Here is an 18002-nt window from a genome sequence, read left to right as displayed (position 1 = left end):
GAGAGGCGGCGGGCCGCGGGGTCAGGCGGGCGTCACCAGTGGGCCTGGTAGTGGCCTGTGGCGGCGCGCCACAGTGCGGAGAGCGCGGCTTTCGGCCGGTGGTTGAAATCATGCGCCGGAAGGTCGCCGAGCAGGTTCAGCACGGCGCTGAGGTGCCCACAGTCCGCGGCCTGTTCGATGAGCTCCACGGTCGGCATCTGGCGTTTGGCGCGCGGCGTTTTGAGCAGCTTGGCGTGCGCTTCGGCGAGGGCCGCGATGTCCTCCTCGGTCGGCGTCGGCGGCAGGGACCGCCGCGGGGCGCCGTCGGCGATCGCCTGGGCGCGCTCGTAGGCCTCGTCCGGTATGTACCAGGAGTCGGAGAGCCACGAGCGGAGCAGATCGGGCCGGCCGAGCTCGACCAGTGCCTTGATCATGCTCGACGGCCGGTCCCCGGGCGGGACGCACGCTTCCAGGAACTCCTCCGCGATGTCGAGCCGGTCGGTGCTCAGCAGACAGAGCAGCCACGGCTCGGAGCGGAAGCTGTTGGGCCGGTTCTCGGCGGACGTCCATAGCGACCGGGCCTCGTCCACGCGCCCGCACTCGGTGAGCGCCCAGATGACCGCGAGGCGGTTCTCCCATGGGTTGGTCTCCGGCTCGATGGCTTCCCGGGCGCGGGCGAACCACGCGTCGGCGGCGGCCGTGTCGCCCAGGGCCTGGTAGGCGCCGGCCACCGCGGAGGCGACGTTCGCGACGTTGTGCTTTCCGAGGGCTGCCTCCGCCCTCGGCTCGGCGAAGGCGAAGACGGCCCGCGCCTGTTCGGTGCGTCCCGCGCGGGCCAGGATCATGGCCACCTGAGCGGAGGCCGCGACGCGCTCGTCCGTACCGGGTATGGCGTCGAGCAGTTGCGCGGCGCCTTCGGGCTCCCCGCGCCGCGCTCGGAGCCGGGCCGCGTCAGTCAGATACTCGTTCACCGCGAAGTTCCAGTTGCTCCCCAGCTCGGAGACGGCATCCTTCACCGCCGTGAACAGGTCGTCCAACGTCGCGGTGTTGGGCGGCGGCCACGCCCCGTCCCCCTGGGCCTCGGTGGGTTCCATCCTCTCCACGTACTCCCGGACGAAGTAGCCGAGGCCGTCCTCCCCGAGCCGTTCGGCGGCGGTCCGCACGTCCGGTACGACATCGAGCCCGCCCCACCGCACCGGCCACCCGAAACGCCGGTCGACCGACCAGGTCAGCACCGCGTCCAGGTCTTCCCTGCGGTCCGGCGGCGCGATGACGACACCCTCCTCGAACGCCGCACACCAGGTGTGGTCGTCCAGGGCGAAGTTCACGTTGTGCTGCTCGAGTACGTAGTCGTCCTCCAGGAGCCGGGGGCCCGGTGGTTCGCGGAGGAAGGTGAAGCCGCTCAACTCCCCTCCGGTGTCGGGCCGGCGGAAGGTCACACGGGTCGAGTCCACGGAGACCCGCACTCCGCCCGCGCCGCCCCTCTCCACGGCCGATTCGTGTCCGTCCTCCTCAGCCGCCCAGCCGACCTGCCTGGTGGCCAGGTCGATGACCAGATCCCGCTTGTGCCGGGCGTCATACGCGTACAGCCGGGTGCCGTCCCGCGACCAGCCGACCCCGTCGTCCAGCCACAGCTCGTCTTCCTCGTGCCGGAATTCCTCGGGAAGCGTCTCGGGCAGCAGATATGGGTGCGAGGGGGGTGCGTAGTGGGGCAGCCAGAACAGACGGCCCGCCTCCAGGGGAACGACACAGCCCTTGAGCGCACAGGGGGAGCCGGTCGAGACGAACGCGCGCCGCCCGTCGGGCGCCAGCGCCCACGTCGGCGGTCGGCTGGCCCCGTCCGTCACCGATGCGCAAGCCAGCGGATAGGTGTTGGTGGTGCGGGTGTCGAACGGGTCGAACACCCCTACCTGGTTGGTGTTGTAGGCGAGCCCGATGCGGGTGCTGTCGGCCGACCACTGGATGGTGTCGTCGTAGTCGGGCCAGCCGACTCCGCCCTCGATGCGCTGGAGTGTGTTGACGCAGCGGCCGCTGGCGACCTCCCAGATCTGCAGCGCACCACCGCGGTGGTAGTCGTCGCCGACCCAGCTGCCGGTGGCCAGATAGCGTCCGCACGGGCTGAAATCAAACGATGTGATCTCTGTGCTGTGGCCGTACGGATGCTGCAGCCGCGTGTCGCCGAGCCCACGAATCCTGTCGGTCGCGAAGCGGTGCGCCTCGGTGACCCCATGCGTGCGCTCGAGCTTCAGCAGCCGGGCCCGGAGCGGCGGCAGGTCCCGCTCGGCCGCGAAGGCGGACCAGTCCGCTCCCTGAAGGACCGCGAGCAGCGCGGCCGGGTCGGCGGCCGACGTCAGCGACGCGTGATCCGCGAAGGTCCCAGTCCCTGCCCCGTCGGTGGCGGACTCATCGCCCGCCGAGGGCTTGGCCGCCCCCTTGAGTACGGCCCGCAACGCCTTCTCGTCGTAGATCGGAATGCCGCGTGTGCTCGCCGCTCCGATCTTGCGGCCCGGGACGTCATGCGCGGCGAAGACCAGATCAGTTCTGTCGGACACCGAACCCGACACCCGCGCGCCCAGCGCTTCCAGTCCGGCCTTCGCCGTAGTGTGCGGCAGCTTGTGGAACCGCCCCATCAGGACAATAGATTTTCCCCGTAGATCCATGGTCACGACCGTAAGGCCACCCACCGACGCTACGGTTCATCCCAACTCCCCGTTCGAGGGGGAGCTTTCGGTCCCCCTCGAACGGGCGGGCCCTACGACAGACCGTGGACGTGCGGTCCGACCGCCTTCGACCAGGCGCTGCCGTTCGCCGCGTCCCAGTTGGTCGACCAGGTCATCGCGCCGCGCAGCCCCGGGTAGGTCTTCGAGGGCTTGAACGAGCCGCAGCCGGAGCCCTTGGTGAGGCAGTCCAGGGCGGCGTTGACGATCCCCGGCTCCACATACCCGGAGCCCGCGCCGCGCGTGGAGGCCGGGACGCCGATGCCGACCTGGGACGGGTCGAGGCCGTTCTCCAGCTGGATACAGGCGAGGGCGGTGAGGAAGTCGACCGAGCCCTGGGAGTAGACCTTCCCGTCGCAGCCCAGCATGGAGCCGCTGTTGTAGTACTGCATATTGACCACCGTCAGGAAGTCCTTGATCCCCAGCGCGGTCTTGAAGTACTCGTTCTGCGGCGACTGCATATCGATGGTCTGCGGCGCCATCGTCACCACGACATCGCTCTTCTTGTCGTGGATCGCCTTGAGCGCCTTGGTCATATAGGTGGCGTTGAGCCCGTTCTCCAGGTCGATGTCGACGCCGTCGAAGCCGTATTCGTCGATGAGCTTGCCGACGGAGGAGGCGAAGGCGTCGGCGGACGCGTCGTCGCTGATCGAGACGGTGCCGTTCTGGCCGCCGATGGAGATGATGACGGACTTGCCCGCGGCCTGCTTGGCCTTGATGTCGGCCTTGAACTGGTCGACGGTGTAGCCGCCGAGGCCGGCCGAGTCGAGGTTGAAGGTGACGGCCCCGGGTGTGGAGGTGGCGTCGGCGAAGGCGACGGCGATGATGTCGTAGTCGTCCTGGACGTCGGAGAGCTTCTGCACGGTCGCGCCGTTGTTGAAGTTCTGCCAGTAGCCGGTGACCGCGTGCTTGGGGACGGCCGCGGTGCCGACGGGTTCCTCGGCCGCGCCCGCGGTGTTGGCGGCCATCAGCCCGCCGGCGGCGAGGGCCGCCACGGCTATGCCGCCGAGCAGTCTCCGGGGGAACGTACGTGAATGTGCGCGTGCCACGGGTGCCTCCGAGCGTGGGGGGATGTGGGGGGAGTCGTGCGGCTACGCGTTCAGGGGCCCCTGAGGCATGTGATCCACCGTGGTCCAGACCAATGCCCCTGTCAAGTCCCTGACAGGCGGGTATCGCCGTCGCTCGCTCGTAAGCCCTCCGGGCTCAGGGGGAAAACGGCCAGGCGGTAGGCTCACCCCGCAACACGACGCGAAGGGAAGCTCGGTGGCGCGGGTTGCGGTGATAGGCGGCGGCATCAGCGGGCTGGGGACCGTGCTCATGCTTGGCCGACGGGGTCACGCGGTCACATTGTTCGAGCAGGAAGCGCGGCAGGCCGGCGAGGACCTGGACCGAGACTTCTTTGACTGGTGCCGTCCCCGGGTCCCGCAGGCCGTCCAGCCCCATTCGCTGCTCGCGCCCGTCCGCACCGTGTTGCGCACCGAGACCCCCGATGTCTACGCGGACCTGCTGGCACGGGGCGCCCGCGAGTACCACGAGTACGACTGGTTCCGTGAGCACCCATCGCACCGGGCCGGCGATGAGGACCTGGTGACCGTGCGCACCCGCCGCATCGTGCTGGAGGCCGCCCTGACCGCCGCCGTGCAGCGTGAACCCACCGTCGAGGTGCGACGGGGCTGCCGGGTGAGCGCACTCACCATCCGGGACGGGCGCCCTCCCCGGGTCACGGGCGTGCGGGTGGGCACGACCACACATCGGGCGGACCTCGTCGTCGATGCGTCCGGCCGTCGTTCACCGGTGCCCGCCTGGCTCACCGCGTCCGGCTGCCGTCCGCCTGTGATCGACAGCCACCGCACCGGGATTGCTTACCTGTGCCGCTGGTACCGTCTGCGGGCCGGCGGCCCACGTGACCCTGGACGGGTGAAGACCGGCTCAGCCGCACCGTTCGCACTCGCAGGCGTCTTCCCTTCCGACAACGACACCTTCGCGGTGAACCTGGTGCTCTCCACCGGTGATCCGACCCGCGCCGCGCTCATCGATCCCGCGGTGTTCGAGGCCGCCGCTCATCGCTTCCCCGCCACCGCCGCCTGGCTCGACCTGGACCCCGAACCGCAGTCCGCCGTCTTGGCGATGGCAGGCCTCGACAACCGCTCGACCGCCCTCGCCGACGAGGCCGGACCCATCGTGACCGGCCTGGTCAACGTCGGCGACAGCCTCGTTCACACAAACCCCACTTTGGGCCAGGGTGTGGCACTCGGCCTGCGTGCCGCCCAGCAGCTCGCCACCCATGCCGACGAGGTCGTCGCGGACCCCACCGGCTACCACGCCTGGACCACCCAGGCCCTTCGCACGTGGTTCGACGCGCAGGTGACGGCTGACCGTGCGAACGAGCGACGCCTCGCCGACGGCTCGCCGCCCACCGATGTGCGGGCCGCCGCTCTGGCCGCCTGCGCCTTCGACGATCCCGTCGTCATGCGGGCCAGAGCCCAGGTACGCCATCTCCTGCGCACAGCCGACGACGCCTATGGCAGCGAGGAAGTGCACGGGCGCGTCACCGCCTGGCTGGCCGCCCACCCGGACTTCACGCCACGACATGACGGCCCGACCCGTGACCAGTGGGATGCGCTCATCCCAAGCTGAACGCCTCCCCCGTGGACGCATCGCCCATCGACGACGGCTTCACCAGCTGCCTTGTCGCTTGACCTGAAGTTTGGTTGAGATTTTAGCGTTCACGCCGGATTGATCATTGTCTGGTGACAGGAGAGTGTGTCGTGATCCTCGTGACGGGAGCCACCGGAAACATAGGAAATGCCCTGTTGACGGAGTTGCGGGCGAGCGGTGCCGGGCCACTGCGAGGTCTCACCCGGGACACCGCACGGGCCGGATTCCCGGCCGGAGTCGAAGCGGTGGAGGGTGATTTCGGCCGGGTCGCCACGCTGAAGCCCGCGCTGGACGGGGTGCGTGCGCTGTTCCTCCCGTCGCGCATGGGCCCGGACGCCGACATCCTCGGCCTCGCCCGGCGGGCAGGGGTGGAGCATGTGGTCCTCGTATCGTCCATCACCGTCCAGACCCATCCCCACCTGGGCCCCGCCGAGGAGAACCTTGCCGTCGAGCGGTTGCTGAAGGACAGCGGCAGCGGCAGCGGTATGTCCTGGACGATCCTGCGGCCCACGCAGTTCGCCTCGAACGCGCTGTGGTGGGCGGACGCCATCCGCACGCGCGAGCCGGTCCGCCTGCCGTACGCGGACGTCGGGCTCCCCGCCGTCCACCCCGCGGATATCGCGGTCGTGGCCCGGGTGGCGCTCACCGAGCCGGGGCACCGCGGCCGGACGTACGCGCTGACCGGGCCGGAGCGGGTCACGGCTCGGCAGCAGATCGAGGCCATCGCGGCGGCTCTGGGGCGGGAGGTGCCGGTCGCCGAGATCGGGCGCGAGGAGGCCCAACGTGACATGGCGGCCTTCCTGGGGGAGGAGGCCGCGAGTGCGGTGCTGGACCTGATGGGCGGGGACGTAAACGATGAACTGCTCGCGGTGCGCGACACAGTTGAGCGGGTCACCGGTCGGCCGGCCAGGCCGTTCCGGCAGTGGGCCGCGGAGAACGCTGTCGCCTTCCGCTGACGGTGCGGCGCCGTTCGGGGGAGGGCTCTCGGTCCTCCCCCTGAACGCGGCGGCCGGCAGCGGGGATCAATCCGCCACTAGTCGGCCGAGTGCTCGTCGATGCTGGTGGCGATGCCGTCCTTGATGACGACCGTGGCCATGATGCCGTTGTCGTTCTTCAGTACGGTGTCGAGCTGGTCGGGGGTGCAGGCTGTGTTGGCGTCGCAGATACGGCCGGCGCCGGTGATCTTGGTGTCGTCGGCGACGAAGAACCCCTGGTTCCCGACGGTGTGCTTGCCGGTGGCGAGGTAGCGGAGTTCGCCGGAGAAGGTGCCGTTGGCGGACCTGCTCTCCTCGGGGCCCTCGTCGCCGCCGGACGAGGGCGACGCGGACGGGGTGGAGGACGAGCTGCCGGGCTTCGAAGCGTCGGCGTCGGACGGCTGGCAGGCGGTGGCGAACAGGGCCCCGGTCACCAGCAGGCTCATGGCGGCGAAGGTACGAACGCGGGAGCGGTGGGCACGCATGATGAGAGACCTTCTTCGTCAGTCGAGTGAGTCGGGGGAAGAGACCCGGGGAGGTGTCTCTCCTGGTGTGCTTCTCATCCTGCGGGCCACCGCTGCCGTGCCATTAACGTGCCGCTAACGAAGCGCTGTTGTCCTGGAATCGCGCCTCCCGGCCCTTCGGGGGAGGTCGCTCGGCAGCATCCCCCGAAGGGCTCGGACGAAGTGGTCTACGGCAGGCCGTGGACCTTCGGCCCGACCGCGTTGGACCAGGCGTTGCCCGCCAGCGCGTCCCAGTTGGTCGACCAGGTCATCGCGCCGCGCAGGCCCGGGTAGGTCTTCGCGGGCTTGAACGAACCGCAGCCCGTGCCCCGGGCCAGGCAGTCCAGGGCGTTGTTCACGATCGTCGGGGAGACGTAGCCGCTGCCCGCGCCGCGCGTCGAGGCGGGCAGACCGAGGCCGACCTGGGAGGGGGACAGGCCGCCTTCCAGCTGGATGCAGGCCAGGGCGGTGAGGAAGTCGACGGAGCCCTGGGAGTAGACCTTGCCGTCGCAGCCCAGCATGGAGCCGCTGTTGTAGTACTGCATATTGACGACGGTGAGGATGTCCTTGATGTTCAGCGCCGTCTGGAAGTAGGCGTTCGACGTGGACTGCATGTCGATCGTCTGCGGAGCCATGGTGATCACGAGCTTCGACCCGGCCTTTGCCGACAGGGACCGCAGCGCCTGCGTCATATAGGTGGCGTTGAGGCCGTTCTCGAGGTCGATGTCGACGCCGTCGAAGCCGTACTGCTGCATCAGCGAGTAGACGGAGTTGGCGAAGTTGTTCGCGGAGGCCGAGTCGTTGATGGAGACCGTGCCGTTCTGGCCGCCGATGGAGATGATGACGGACTTGCCGGCCGCCTGCTTGGCCTTGATGTCGGCCTTGAACTGGTCGACCGTATAGCCGCCGAGCCCCGCCGAGTCGAGGTTGAAGGTGACCGCGCCGGGCGTGCCGGTCGCGTCGGCGAAGGCGACGGCGATGATGTCGTACTGGCTCTGGACGTCGCTGATCTTCTGGACGGTCGCGCCGTTGTTGAAGTTCTGCCAGTAGCCGGTGACCGCGTGCTTGGGGACGGTGCCGCCTCCGCCGCCGCTGCCGGTCGAGGTGGTGCCGGTGACGGCCGCGGACTTGGGTGACTCGCCCGCCGCGTTGACCGCGGTGACCTGGAACTGGTACGAGGTGGCGGCGGCGAGCCCGGTCACGGTGGCCGAGGTGCCGCTGACCGCCTGCACCTTGGTGCCGTCGCGGTAGACGTTGTAGCCGGTGGCGCCGCTGACCGTGGACCAGGACAGGGCGATGGACGAGGAGGTGACCACGCCCGTCTTCAGACCGGTCGGGGCGGTCGGGACGGGGTCGCCGGGGTCTCCGGGGTCGGAGCCGCCGGGGCCGGTGAGGTTGATGTCGTCGGCGTAGTAGGCGGGCTGTCCGTACCAGCCGTGGGTGTAGACGGTGACCGAGGTGGTGCTCGGGCCGGTCTTGAAGGTGGTGGTCAGCTGCTGCCAGCCGGAGGCGGACGGGGTCCAGGTCGATACGTCCGTCGTGCCGGTGCCGCTCGCGCCGAGGTAGACGTAACTGCCCTGCACCCAGGCGCTGAGCGTGTACGAGGAGTCGGGCTTGACGCTCACCGTCTGCGTGCACTGGGCGTTGTCAAGACCGGCCGGGGTCGCCTTGAGCGCCGAAGCGCCGCCGTGCGTCGGGCTGGTGACCGTGGTCCCGGAGGCGGAGGAGCAGGTCCAGCCGCTCAGACCGGACTCGAAGCCGGAGTTCTGTACGAGGTTGGCGTCCGCCGCTCCGGCGGTGCCGCCACCGAGGGCGACCAACGCGCCCGCCGCGAGCACGGCCGCGGCGGCAGCGGAGAGGAAGCGGGTGAGTCGTCGGCTGCCGCGTCTCTGGCGTCTCTTGGGTCTGCCAGGTCTCTCGGCGGGTATCGCAGCACGGTCCACGACTGCCTCCATGGGGGAGAGTTGAAAGGAGGAGCTTTGAGGACGGTGGCCACCGCACGACCGTTTCAAAATGGTCCAGACCAATGAGGTTGTCAAGGGGATCGGCATGAGCCCGTAACCCAGGGGAACTGTTCTCTCACGCGGCTTTCGTGGATAAAGTGCTGATGCACCAGGACAGCAGCAACGACCTGCGGCCGCCGCTCTCCCCGGCGCCGACGTGAGACGGGGTAGCCGACGTGCCCACCGCGATAGCAGTCACCAGCCGTGAGCTGGTGCTTCCGCCGCCCGACGGCCAGACCCCGTCGGCCGTCGTGCTGATGCCGCCCGACGCCGAGCCGCTGGACGACGCGCTGGCCGAAACCGCCGCCCTGCTCGACCAACAGGGCTATCTCATCGTGCTCTACCCCGCGGCCACCCCCGCGCCCTTCGTCCGCCGGCTGCACACCGTACGGTCGGTCCTGGAGAGCGACCGCATCGCGCTGCTGCCCCTCGAACTGCCCCCGCTGGCCGTCGCCGTGCTCGCCCGTCAGCTGCGTCAGCTGTCGGTGTGCGACTTCAGCCCCGGCGTGCTCGCCTGCGCCGCGCGCCTGCTGACGCACTACGTCCACGCGGGCGCGCTGCTCGGCTCCGTCGCCAAGCTGGACCGGGTGCCCGTCAGCCTCACCTCGCACGTCAAGTCCTGGGTGCCCGGCGCCCAGTTCGCCGTGCTCGCGCACCCCACCCCGCAGCTGGTCAAGGTGGGCAACGAGGCCGCGCTGCCCGGACCCGGGTACGCCACCCACCTCACCGTCGCCCGCGGCAACCTCAACAGCCACGGCCACGGCCACGCGGGCGGCGACTGGGTCAACGTCAAACTCGCCCCCGGATGGGGGGCGCAAGGCGTCCAGGAGGTGCCGCTGCCGCATGAGTCGGCGCACTGGTGGGGCACCCCCAAGCTGATCGAGTTCGCCGCGGCCATCCCCGACCTCTCCGTCCTCTACCAGCTGGTGTCGTCCGTGCGGAGAGAGGAGTGCCACTGGTGCGGCTTCGAACTCATCGGGGACCGCTGTGCGTTCTGTTCCGCCCCGGTGCCGCGCGGCGATGACATCCTTGCCCTGACCCAGACCCAGCGACCCGCTCTGCTGAGCCGGTAACGTCCCCGAACGAGGTTTACGCGTCCATGAATTCACGCCAGCGCCGCGGAGTCATCCTGCTGGTCCTGTCGGTCCTGTGCGCCGGCGGCGCGTTCGCCGGAGTGCTGTCCGTCATCCGCGACGTGGAGTCGAAGGTCGGTCCCGAGACCACCGCGTACAAGCTCAAGTCGAACGTCCCGGCCTACCAGGCGCTGGATGCTGGCCAGTTCGAGAAGATATCGATGCCCAAGCGCTGGCTGCCGTCCACGGCCGTCACCGACCTCGCCGACGTACGCGGCAAGATCGCCGTCACCCCGCTGCGCAAGGGGTCGCTGCTCCAGGACGACATGATCGTCGAGCGCCCGGCGCTCAAGCCGGGGCAGCAGGAGATCGCCATCATGATCGACGCGGCCACCGGTGTCGCCGGCAAGATCAACCCCGGTTCGAAGGTCAACATCTACGCGACCTTCGAGGGCCGGAGCCAGCGCGACGATCCGGTCTCCAAGATCATCGTCGCGGGCGCCGAGGTCATCGACGTCGGCAAGCTCACCGCGCTCGAACCGGACCAGGACGACACCCGGCGCCTCGACAAGGCGGTGCCCATCACCTTCGCGCTGGACACCGGGGACGCCCAGCGCGTCGCGTACGCCGAATCCTTCGCCACACACGTACGGCTCGCCCTCGTCGCCCCCGGCGGCGACGACACCGTCTCCCCCCGCGACCGCACCTACACCCTCGACGGCGACAGATGACAAGCGGCACGACGACCCGACCAGCGGCGTGCCGCAGGAACATGAGTGAGGCGGTGCCCCGGTGACGATCAGAATCCTTCCGGGCGTCGGCGACCCCGACGCCGCCCGCACGCTCAGCGGGCTGCTCGGCCAACTGCCGGGCGCCGAACCGTCCCCGCCGGTAGTTGACTCGACCCGGCTGCTCGACACCCTCGCCGCGCTGGCCGCCGCCTCCCTGGACGACCTGCCCGAGGTCGTCCTGGTCCACGAGCGCATCGGCCCGGCCCCCGCGCTCGAACTCATCCGCGAGATAGCGCTGCGCTTCCCGGCCGTGGGCGTGGTGCTGGTGACCGCGGACGCCGGGCCCGCGCTCTACTCCGCCGCCATGGACTCCGGCGCCCGCGGCATCGCCGGGCTGCCGCTGTCGTACGACGAGCTGGCCGCCCGCGTCCAGGCCGCCGCCCAGTGGGCCACCGGCGTACGGCGCCACCTCGGAGGCGGCGGCGAGGCGCTGGCCACCGGGCCCGGCGGGAAGCTGGTCGCCGTCGCGGGCGCCAAGGGCGGGGTCGGCACGACGGTCACCGCCGTACAGCTCGCGCTGGCCGCGCAGGCGGCGGGCCGGCGGGTCGCACTCGTCGACATGGACCTGCAGTCCGGCGACATCGCCTCCTACCTCGATGTGCAGTTCCGGCGGTCGATCGCCGACCTGGCCCAGATCAACGACATCACGCCGCGCGTGCTCCAGGAAGCGGTGTTCACCCACCAGACCGGCCTCGGGCTGCTGCTCGCCCCGGGCGAGGGCGAACGCGGTGAGGAGGTCTCCGACCGCGCGGCCCGCCAGGTCGTCAGCGCGCTGCGCTCGCGCTTCGAGGTGGTGATCGTCGACTGCGGTACGCAGATGACCTCGGCGGGCGCCGCCGTCGTCGAGATCGCCGACCTCGCGCTGCTGGTGACGACCCCGGACGTGGTCGCGGTGCGCGCCGCCAAGCGCATGGTCCGGCTCTGGGACCGGCTCCAGGTCCGCAAGGCCGAGGACACGGTCACCATCGTCAACCGCCACACCCGCAGCGCGGAGATCCAGCCGCAGCTGATCGAGCGCGCGACGGGCACCCGGATGGCCCGTACGGTCGTCCCGGCCGGCTTCAAGGAGCTCCAGCCGGCCGTCGACTCGGGCCGGATGCAGGACCTGGACGCCAAGTCGGCCGTCAAACAGGCCCTGTGGGGTCTGGCCGGGGAACTGGCCCTGGTCGAGCCGCCCGGTGGCGGCGCGGGGCCCGGCGGGGGCGGACCCGGTGGCGGCCGCGCGCCTCGCGGGGCGTACCCCGGCCCGGCGGACCACCGCACGCTCCCGGGCATGCGGCGGCGCCGTGCCATAGGAGCGGGCGGCGACGCCCCGGCCGCCGGGGGCGGCGCGGGCGCGGCCGACGGCGGTACGGGCACCGGTCCGGAGTCGCTGCGGGAGGTCCCCTCCACACCCTCCAGGCGCTTTCAGCGCAAGCGGGGCGGCGACCGCGGCCAGGTCGCGGTCGAATTCCTGGGCGTGCTGCCGCTGGTGCTGGTGGTACTGGCCGTCATCTGGCAGTTCGTGCTGCTCGGCTATACGTACTCCCTGGCGGGCAACTCCGCCGACAAGGCCGCCCGAGCAGGCGCCGCGGTCGGCGGCGACGCGGGCGCCTGCCAGGAGGCGGCGCTGAAGGACCTGCCGAGCGCGTGGCAGGAGAGCGCGGAGATCACCTGCGGCCAGGGCTCGGACGGGGTCTGGAAGGCCACGGTGAAGGTCCACGTCCCGGTGCTCTTCCCCGGGGCCGCGGACTTCCCGTGGCCGGTGACGGGGACGGCGGGTGCGGTGGATGAGCAGGCGGAGGGGGTGTGAGGCCATGGCCGGCCGTGAGGTGGTGACGGGGCGCGGGGCGGTGGCACGCGCGGCGCGCTTCGCGCGCGACCGGCGCCGCGCGCGGCGCCGCGACCGGGGGTCGGCCTCGATCGAGTTCCTCGGCTTTCTGCCGGTGCTGATCCTCGTCGCGCTGGCCGCCGTTCAGCTGGGGCTTGCCGCGTACGCGGTGCAGCAGGCGGGCACGGCGGCCCGTGCGGCGGCGCGTACGGCCTCGCTCGACGAGGTGAAGACCAGCCCGGCGGCCGCGGGGCTGGCGGCGATGAGCGGATGGCTGGCGGAGGGGACGGACGTCGGCGTCACGCCGTGCGGGGACGGGCAGGCGCGGGCGACCGCCACGGTGGACATCCCGTCGGTGATTCCCGGCGTGGACTTCGGGAGCGCGAAGAGGAGCGCGACGATGCCGTGCGACGACGGCTGACCGGCGGCCCGTCAGGGGACCGGACCCCGTCATGGGACCGGCCCCCGTCCTGGGCCCGGCGGACGGAGCCCATCACGCGGCGGAGCCGCATACCAGTACAAGGAGGACACCGATGAGCCTGCGGGCACGCATCACCGCGCCCGAAGGGCCCGGTGAGGGGCGGGAGGACGGGCATCTCGTCTCCGTCTACCGCGCCAAGCTGCTCGAGGAGATCGACCTCGCGGAGATGTCCTCGCTCGCCGCCGGCGAGCGGCGTTCGCGTCTTGAGCGCGTCCTCGGGCACATCATCAGCCGTGAGGGCCCGGTGCTGTCCACCGCCGAGCGGTCGCAGCTGATCCGCCGGGTCGTGGACGAGGCCCTGGGCCTCGGCGTACTCGAACCGCTCCTGGAGGACGCCTCCATCACCGAGATCATGGTCAACGGCCCGGACCAGATCTTCGTGGAGCGCGCGGGCCGGGTCGAGCTGGTCCCCGTGCGCTTCGCGTCCGAGGAACAGCTGATGCAGACCATCGAGCGGATCGTCTCGACGGTCAACCGCCGGGTGGACGAGTCGAATCCGATGGTGGACGCCCGGCTGCCGTCAGGCGAGCGGGTCAACGTGATCATCCCGCCGCTCGCGCTCACCGGCGCCACGCTCACCATCCGCCGCTTCCCGCGCGCGTACACCCTGCATGAGCTGATCGGCATGGGCACGCTGGACGAGCAGACGCTGCTGCTGCTCGCCGCGCTGGTGCGGGCGAAGTTCAACGTCGTGGTGTCGGGGCCCACCGGGTCCGGGAAGACGACGCTGCTCAACTCGCTCTCCGGGCTGATCCCGGAGGGCGAGCGGATCATCACCGTGGAGGACGCGGCGGAGCTTCAGCTGCAGCAGACGCATGTGATCCGCCTGGAGTCCCGCCCGCCCAACGTCGAGGGCAAGGGCCTGATCACCATCCGCGACCTGGTGCGCAACTCGCTCCGTATGCGCCCCGACCGCATCATCGTCGGCGAGGTGCGCGGCGGGGAGACCCTGGACATGCTGCAGGCCATGTCGACCGGCCATGACGGCTCGCTGGCGACCGTGCACGCCAACAGCGCGGAGGATGCGCTGATGCGGCTGCAGACGCTCGCCTCGATGTCGGATGTGGCGATTCCGTACGAGGCGCTGCGGGACCAGATCAACAGCGCGGTCGACTGCATCGTGCAGCTCGTCCGGCACGCCGACGGCTCGCGGCGGATCAGCGAGGTCGCGCTGCTCGACAGCCATGGCCATGAGGAGTACCGGATCGCGACCGTCTGCCGGTTCGACGCCGAGCCGATGGGCGCGGACCGTATCGTGCACGGGCGGTTCTCGTACTTCCCGCTGCCGGAGCGGGTCGCGGACCGGCTGCGGCTGGCGAGCGAGCCGGTGCCGCCCGCGTTCGGTGTGGCCGCGTTCCCGGCGCAGCTGAGCGTGCGCGGGGCCGTGTACAGCCCGAGTGAGCGGAGGTAGCCGGGCATGGACCAACTGGCGGTGGTGACGGTCGGGGCGACGCTGGTGTGCGGTGCGCTGGGCGTCGCGGGCGTGCATACGTACGCCCGGGGCAAGGAGGCCCAGCAGGCGCTGTTCGACCGGCTCTCCGATACGGGGTCGCTGCCGCTGTCCGGCCGGCCGCGCCGCTTCGCACGGGTGGACCGGCGGCTGCGCTCCACCCGGCTCGGGCGGAAGCTGGAGCTGCGGCTGGCCTCGACGGGTCTTGACATCACCCCTGGTGAATTCTTCGTCTATACGGCGGGCGCGGCGATCGGCCTGTGGGCGGTGGCGGCGTCGCTGCTCGCGGCGTTCTTCGGGCCGATCGCGGCCGTGGTCGCGGTCTGGTCCGCGTTCGCGTTCCTCAACTGGCAGCGGCAGAAGCGGATCGAGAAGTTCATCAGCCAACTGCCCGAGCTGTCACGGATCCTGGCCAACGCCACGCAGGCGGGGCTGGCGCTGCGTACCGCGCTGGGCATGGCGGCCGACGAGATGGAGGCCCCGGCGGGGGAGGAGTTGGCGAAGGTCGCCGACAAGCTGGCGGTCGGCCATTCGATCGACGACGCGCTGGGCGAGCTCGCCGAGCGCCTGCCGTCCCGGGAGCTGGTCGTGCTGGTCACCACGCTCGTGCTGTCCAACCGCGCGGGCGGAACCGTCGTCAGCTCGCTGCGCAATCTCACCCAGACGCTGGAGGAGCGCAAGGAGACGAGGCGCGAAGTCCGCACCCAGCTGTCCCAGGTCACGGTCACCGCGTATGTGGTGCCGCTGATGGGCATCGGCACGCTGCTGCTGATGAACCGGATCGCGACGGGTTCCCTGGACCGGATGACCTCGTCCTTCTGGGGCCAGGCCGCGGTGGTGGTGGCCTTCGCGCTGTACGGGGTCGGCTTCTTCCTGATCCGCCGTATGTCGAAGATCGACGTCTGAGTCTGAGAAGGGGGCGGCGGACATGGCGATCGGTGTGCTGCTGGCGCTGGTGGCGGGGGTGTCGGTGGCGGGCGTCGCGTACGGCATAGCGCTCTACCGCAGCGAGGCCAAGCTGCCCAGCGACCTGGCGGTGGCGCTGGAGGTCGGGGCGACGCGGACGACGGTGGTCGGCTCGGCCGTGGACCGGCTCGGTATGCGCTACGCCCCGTTCGTGCTGCGGATGATGGGCGAGAAGCGGGTCGGCAAGGTCCGGCGGCGGATCGATCTGGCGGGCAACCCGGGCGGGTTGACGGTCGACCGCTATGCGGCGCGGCGCGCGGTGTACGGCATCCTCGGCTTCGGCGGCGCGCTGGTGATGCTGATGAAGGGGCAGCTGCTGCTCGCCCTGGTGCTGGTCGCTTTCGGGCTGTTCTGGATCGAGGTCGGCATCTGGGCGGCCGTACGGGAGCGCCGGCACGCCATCGAGCGGACGCTGCCGGACTTTCTGGATGTGCTGGCGGTGGTGGTGAGCGCCGGGTTGAGCTTCCGTCAGGCACTGGACCGGGTGGCGGAGAAGTACGAGGGACCCTGGGCGGATGAACTTCGCATCACGCTTCGGCAAATGGACATGGGGGTGAGCCGCAGACAGGCGTTCGAGGAATTGCGGAAGCGGAACGACTCGGAGCAGGTCGCTCAGTTCGTCACCACGCTGCAGCAGGGCGAGGAGCTCGGCGCGCCGATCGTCGAGACGTTGATCGCCATTGCGAACGATATGCGGCGCACCGATGCGCAGAACGCCCGGCGGCGCGCGGCCCGTGCGGTGCCCAAGGCGACCATGGTGGTCACGACCTTTATGGTTCCGGGCACGATGATCCTGCTCATCGCGGGCTTCTTCATCGGCTCGGGCACGGATTTCGGTTCCATCACCGGGGATTGACCGGGCTGGATTCGACGAAGTGTCTTCGCGATTGCAATCGGATATGGGACAGTTGGACATGGAGGACTCCTCGGGGCCGGGAGGGGGTGAATCGGATGGGCCGCGCTAGCCGGAATGCCGATCTGAACGTCGGCCGGAAGATGACGACGCGGTTCGAACGCCTCGAAATGGGCATGCAATGGTGCCGTAGGCACTGTTCCCGGGCAGGTGTTTCGGCGTACTTTGCTCGTGTCGCGAGCGGCACCACGGGGGTTGAGTCGCCGGACCGGAGCGGTACGGCCACCCATGGAGGGGAACACAATGGGGAAGCGCGTCATGCGGAACGACCGGGGGCAGACCTCGATCGAGTATCTGGGCATCATCGCCGTGGTGGTCGCCATCGTCCTCGTCCTGTCGACGACGGACTTCGGCAGCATGATCGCAAACGCCATCTCCGACAAGATCTCCGAGGTCGTCGGCATCTGACCGGCCCCGTGACCCCTCGCCGCTTTCGCCACCCCCGCCTGGCCGGTGACGCGGGGCAGGCGTTCCCGATCTACATCACGGCGGTAGCGGGCCTGCTCTTCCTGGCGCTCGCCCTCTTCGCGGTCGGCCAGGCGGGCGCCACCCGCAACGGCGGCCAGACCGCGGCCGACGCGGCGGCGCTCGGCGCGGCCGAGGACTTCCGCGCCCAGTTGCGCAAGGGCCTGCTGGACGCGATCACCGACGAACAGACCTGGGAAGACCTGCTGGCCGGCCGGGGTTTCCAGCCGCTGCGCGACCCGTGCGACCAGGCACAGTGGTTCGCCGGCGAGAACGACGCGGACGTCACCGACGGAGGGTGCGTCCCGGGCTATCTGCCGATCTCGTTCACCGTCACGGTCAAGACCCGCAAGGCGGTCGGCAAGTCCGTCATCCCCGGTACGGAGACCAAGCACGCGACCGCGCGCGCCAAGGCGGTTGTCCAGCCGCGCTGTACGTACGAGGCGCCGGCTCCGCTGCCCGACCCGACCGACGACGGTAAGGGCGACGACGGTGACGGTAAGGATGAGGGCGGCAAGGATGAGGGCGGCAAGGACGAGAAGCCCGTCATCGATCTGGTCTGCGAGGGCAAGGACATCACCATCGACCCCGAGCACCTCGATCTCTTCCCCGACGCCAAGGACCTGTTCTCCGTCCATCTCGCCGACTGACGAGTGGATACGAAGAATCAACGAAGAGTGAGGGACACCGAGCGATGAGCATTCGGCACACGACGAAGGCCCGGAGGGGGGCCGCCGTGGGGGCGCTCGCGGCGGCCCTGGCCCTCGCCGTGGCCGGGTGCGGCAGCGACGACGGCAAGAAGCCGGACGACGGCGCGGGCCAGAAGTCCACGGCCGCCAAGGACAGCCGGGCCGGGGACGACGGCGACGGCAAGGACAGCGAGCCCGCGGCCGACTCGTCCAAGACCATCGGCGAGATCAAGGGCCCGAACGGGATCGTGGTCACCGTGCACTCGGCGGTCCGGGACGACGGCGGGTTCGTCACCGTGAACGGGACGGTGACCAACCGCGGCGATCAGCTCTTCAACGCGGTGGACTGGCGCTCCAAGGAGACCGAGATGAAGTCCCGGTCGTCCGTGTCGGGCGCTTCGCTCGTCGACTCGGCCGGCAAGAAGCGCTATCTGGTGCTGCGGGACACCGACGGGGAGTGCCTGTGTACGACGGGGCTCTCGGGGATCAAGCCGGACGAGAGCCGCCCGCTGTTCGCCCAGTTCCCGGCC

General features: G+C 70.4%; 16 protein-coding genes. 12 read left to right on the top strand and 4 right to left on the bottom strand.

Annotated features, from left to right (window positions below; all coding sequences use genetic code 11):
- Nucleotides 1-32: 32 nt before the first annotated feature.
- Nucleotides 33-2639 carry a BRCT domain-containing protein gene (locus CCN51_RS04470; RefSeq protein WP_143675723.1) on the bottom strand — a complete coding sequence of 869 codons (2607 nt, stop codon included), beginning with the start codon at nucleotides 2637-2639 and terminating at the stop codon, nucleotides 33-35.
- A 92-nt stretch (nucleotides 2640-2731) separates the two neighbouring features.
- A complete protein-coding gene (locus CCN51_RS04465) occupies nucleotides 2732-3745 on the bottom strand; it encodes a chitinase (RefSeq protein ID WP_043486912.1) in 1014 nt (337 codons plus the stop codon).
- A gap of 214 nt (nucleotides 3746-3959) precedes the next feature.
- On the opposite strand from CCN51_RS04465, the gene CCN51_RS04460 reads away from it, so the two are divergent.
- Together CCN51_RS04460 and CCN51_RS04455 are read left to right on the top strand one after the other, a co-directional pair.
- Nucleotides 3960-5333 (top strand): FAD-dependent monooxygenase family protein, encoded by a 1374-nt coding sequence (locus tag CCN51_RS04460; protein ID WP_043486910.1) that lies wholly within the window; start codon nucleotides 3960-3962, stop codon nucleotides 5331-5333.
- A 131-nt stretch (nucleotides 5334-5464) separates the two neighbouring features.
- Nucleotides 5465-6310: an SDR family oxidoreductase gene (locus CCN51_RS04455; RefSeq protein WP_043486906.1), complete on the top strand. Its 846-nt coding sequence runs from the start codon at nucleotides 5465-5467 to the stop codon at nucleotides 6308-6310.
- 77 nt (nucleotides 6311-6387) lie between these two features.
- On the opposite strand, the gene CCN51_RS04450 is transcribed toward CCN51_RS04455, so the two are convergent.
- Entirely contained in the window at nucleotides 6388-6774 is a 387-nt protein-coding gene (locus CCN51_RS04450; RefSeq protein ID WP_143675722.1) for a hypothetical protein, read from the bottom strand.
- Between the two features lie 245 nt (nucleotides 6775-7019).
- Nucleotides 7020-8759, bottom strand: a complete 1740-nt coding sequence (locus CCN51_RS04445; RefSeq protein ID WP_405385160.1) for a chitinase — start codon at nucleotides 8757-8759, stop codon at nucleotides 7020-7022.
- Between the two features lie 251 nt (nucleotides 8760-9010).
- Here CCN51_RS04445 and CCN51_RS04440 point away from each other — a divergent pair, with 251 nt between their 5' ends.
- From CCN51_RS04440 to CCN51_RS04400, 10 genes are all read left to right on the top strand, one after another.
- Nucleotides 9011-9907 carry a hypothetical protein gene (locus CCN51_RS04440; protein WP_014176795.1) on the top strand — a complete coding sequence of 299 codons (897 nt, stop codon included), beginning with the start codon at nucleotides 9011-9013 and terminating at the stop codon, nucleotides 9905-9907.
- A 26-nt stretch (nucleotides 9908-9933) separates the two neighbouring features.
- Complete coding sequence (gene cpaB, locus CCN51_RS04435; protein ID WP_014176794.1) at nucleotides 9934-10638, top strand: Flp pilus assembly protein CpaB; 705 nt, start codon at nucleotides 9934-9936, stop codon at nucleotides 10636-10638.
- A 61-nt stretch (nucleotides 10639-10699) separates the two neighbouring features.
- Nucleotides 10700-12490 (top strand): CpaE/TadZ family protein, encoded by a 1791-nt coding sequence (locus CCN51_RS04430; protein WP_014176793.1) that lies wholly within the window; start codon nucleotides 10700-10702, stop codon nucleotides 12488-12490.
- Between the two features lie 4 nt (nucleotides 12491-12494).
- Nucleotides 12495-12929 carry a TadE/TadG family type IV pilus assembly protein gene (locus CCN51_RS04425; RefSeq protein WP_014176792.1) on the top strand — a complete coding sequence of 145 codons (435 nt, stop codon included), beginning with the start codon at nucleotides 12495-12497 and terminating at the stop codon, nucleotides 12927-12929.
- A gap of 112 nt (nucleotides 12930-13041) precedes the next feature.
- Complete coding sequence (locus CCN51_RS04420) at nucleotides 13042-14400, top strand: TadA family conjugal transfer-associated ATPase (protein ID WP_014176791.1); 1359 nt, start codon at nucleotides 13042-13044, stop codon at nucleotides 14398-14400.
- A 6-nt stretch (nucleotides 14401-14406) separates the two neighbouring features.
- Nucleotides 14407-15345, top strand: a complete 939-nt coding sequence (locus CCN51_RS04415) for a type II secretion system F family protein (RefSeq protein WP_014176790.1) — start codon at nucleotides 14407-14409, stop codon at nucleotides 15343-15345.
- Between the two features lie 22 nt (nucleotides 15346-15367).
- Nucleotides 15368-16261, top strand: coding sequence for a DUF5936 domain-containing protein (locus CCN51_RS04410; protein ID WP_014176789.1), 894 nt, complete (start codon nucleotides 15368-15370; stop codon nucleotides 16259-16261).
- Nucleotides 16262-16576: 315 nt separating this feature from the next.
- Entirely contained in the window at nucleotides 16577-16726 is a 150-nt protein-coding gene (locus CCN51_RS55690; RefSeq protein WP_162097954.1) for a hypothetical protein, read from the top strand.
- 8 nt (nucleotides 16727-16734) lie between these two features.
- Nucleotides 16735-17433 carry a hypothetical protein gene (locus tag CCN51_RS04405; RefSeq protein ID WP_014176787.1) on the top strand — a complete coding sequence of 233 codons (699 nt, stop codon included), beginning with the start codon at nucleotides 16735-16737 and terminating at the stop codon, nucleotides 17431-17433.
- 44 nt (nucleotides 17434-17477) lie between these two features.
- On the top strand, nucleotides 17478-18002 hold a 525-nt coding region (locus CCN51_RS04400; protein WP_086859283.1), incomplete at its 3' end, for a hypothetical protein.

The organism is Streptomyces milbemycinicus, assembly GCF_002154605.1.
Classification (GTDB): domain Bacteria; phylum Actinomycetota; class Actinomycetes; order Streptomycetales; family Streptomycetaceae; genus Streptomyces; species Streptomyces milbemycinicus.
Note: the sequence above shows the minus strand (reverse complement) of the source record. Positions and strands in the feature narration are given on the sequence as shown.

Excerpts from the sequence above, each read along its gene's own strand:
- CCN51_RS04420 (WP_014176791.1), top strand. The coding sequence starts at position 13,042 with ATGAGCCTGCGGGCACGCATCACCGCGCCCGAAGGGCCCGGTGAGGGG.
- CCN51_RS04425 (WP_014176792.1), top strand. The coding sequence starts at position 12,495 with ATGGCCGGCCGTGAGGTGGTGACGGGGCGCGGGGCGGTGGCACGCGCG.
- cpaB (WP_014176794.1), top strand. The coding sequence starts at position 9,934 with ATGAATTCACGCCAGCGCCGCGGAGTCATCCTGCTGGTCCTGTCGGTC.
- CCN51_RS04470 (WP_143675723.1), bottom strand. The coding sequence starts at position 2,639 with ATGGATCTACGGGGAAAATCTATTGTCCTGATGGGGCGGTTCCACAAG.
- CCN51_RS04410 (WP_014176789.1), top strand. The coding sequence starts at position 15,368 with ATGGCGATCGGTGTGCTGCTGGCGCTGGTGGCGGGGGTGTCGGTGGCG.
- CCN51_RS04415 (WP_014176790.1), top strand. The coding sequence starts at position 14,407 with ATGGACCAACTGGCGGTGGTGACGGTCGGGGCGACGCTGGTGTGCGGT.
- CCN51_RS55690 (WP_162097954.1), top strand. The coding sequence starts at position 16,577 with ATGCGGAACGACCGGGGGCAGACCTCGATCGAGTATCTGGGCATCATC.
- CCN51_RS04450 (WP_143675722.1), bottom strand. The coding sequence starts at position 6,774 with ATGAGCCTGCTGGTGACCGGGGCCCTGTTCGCCACCGCCTGCCAGCCG.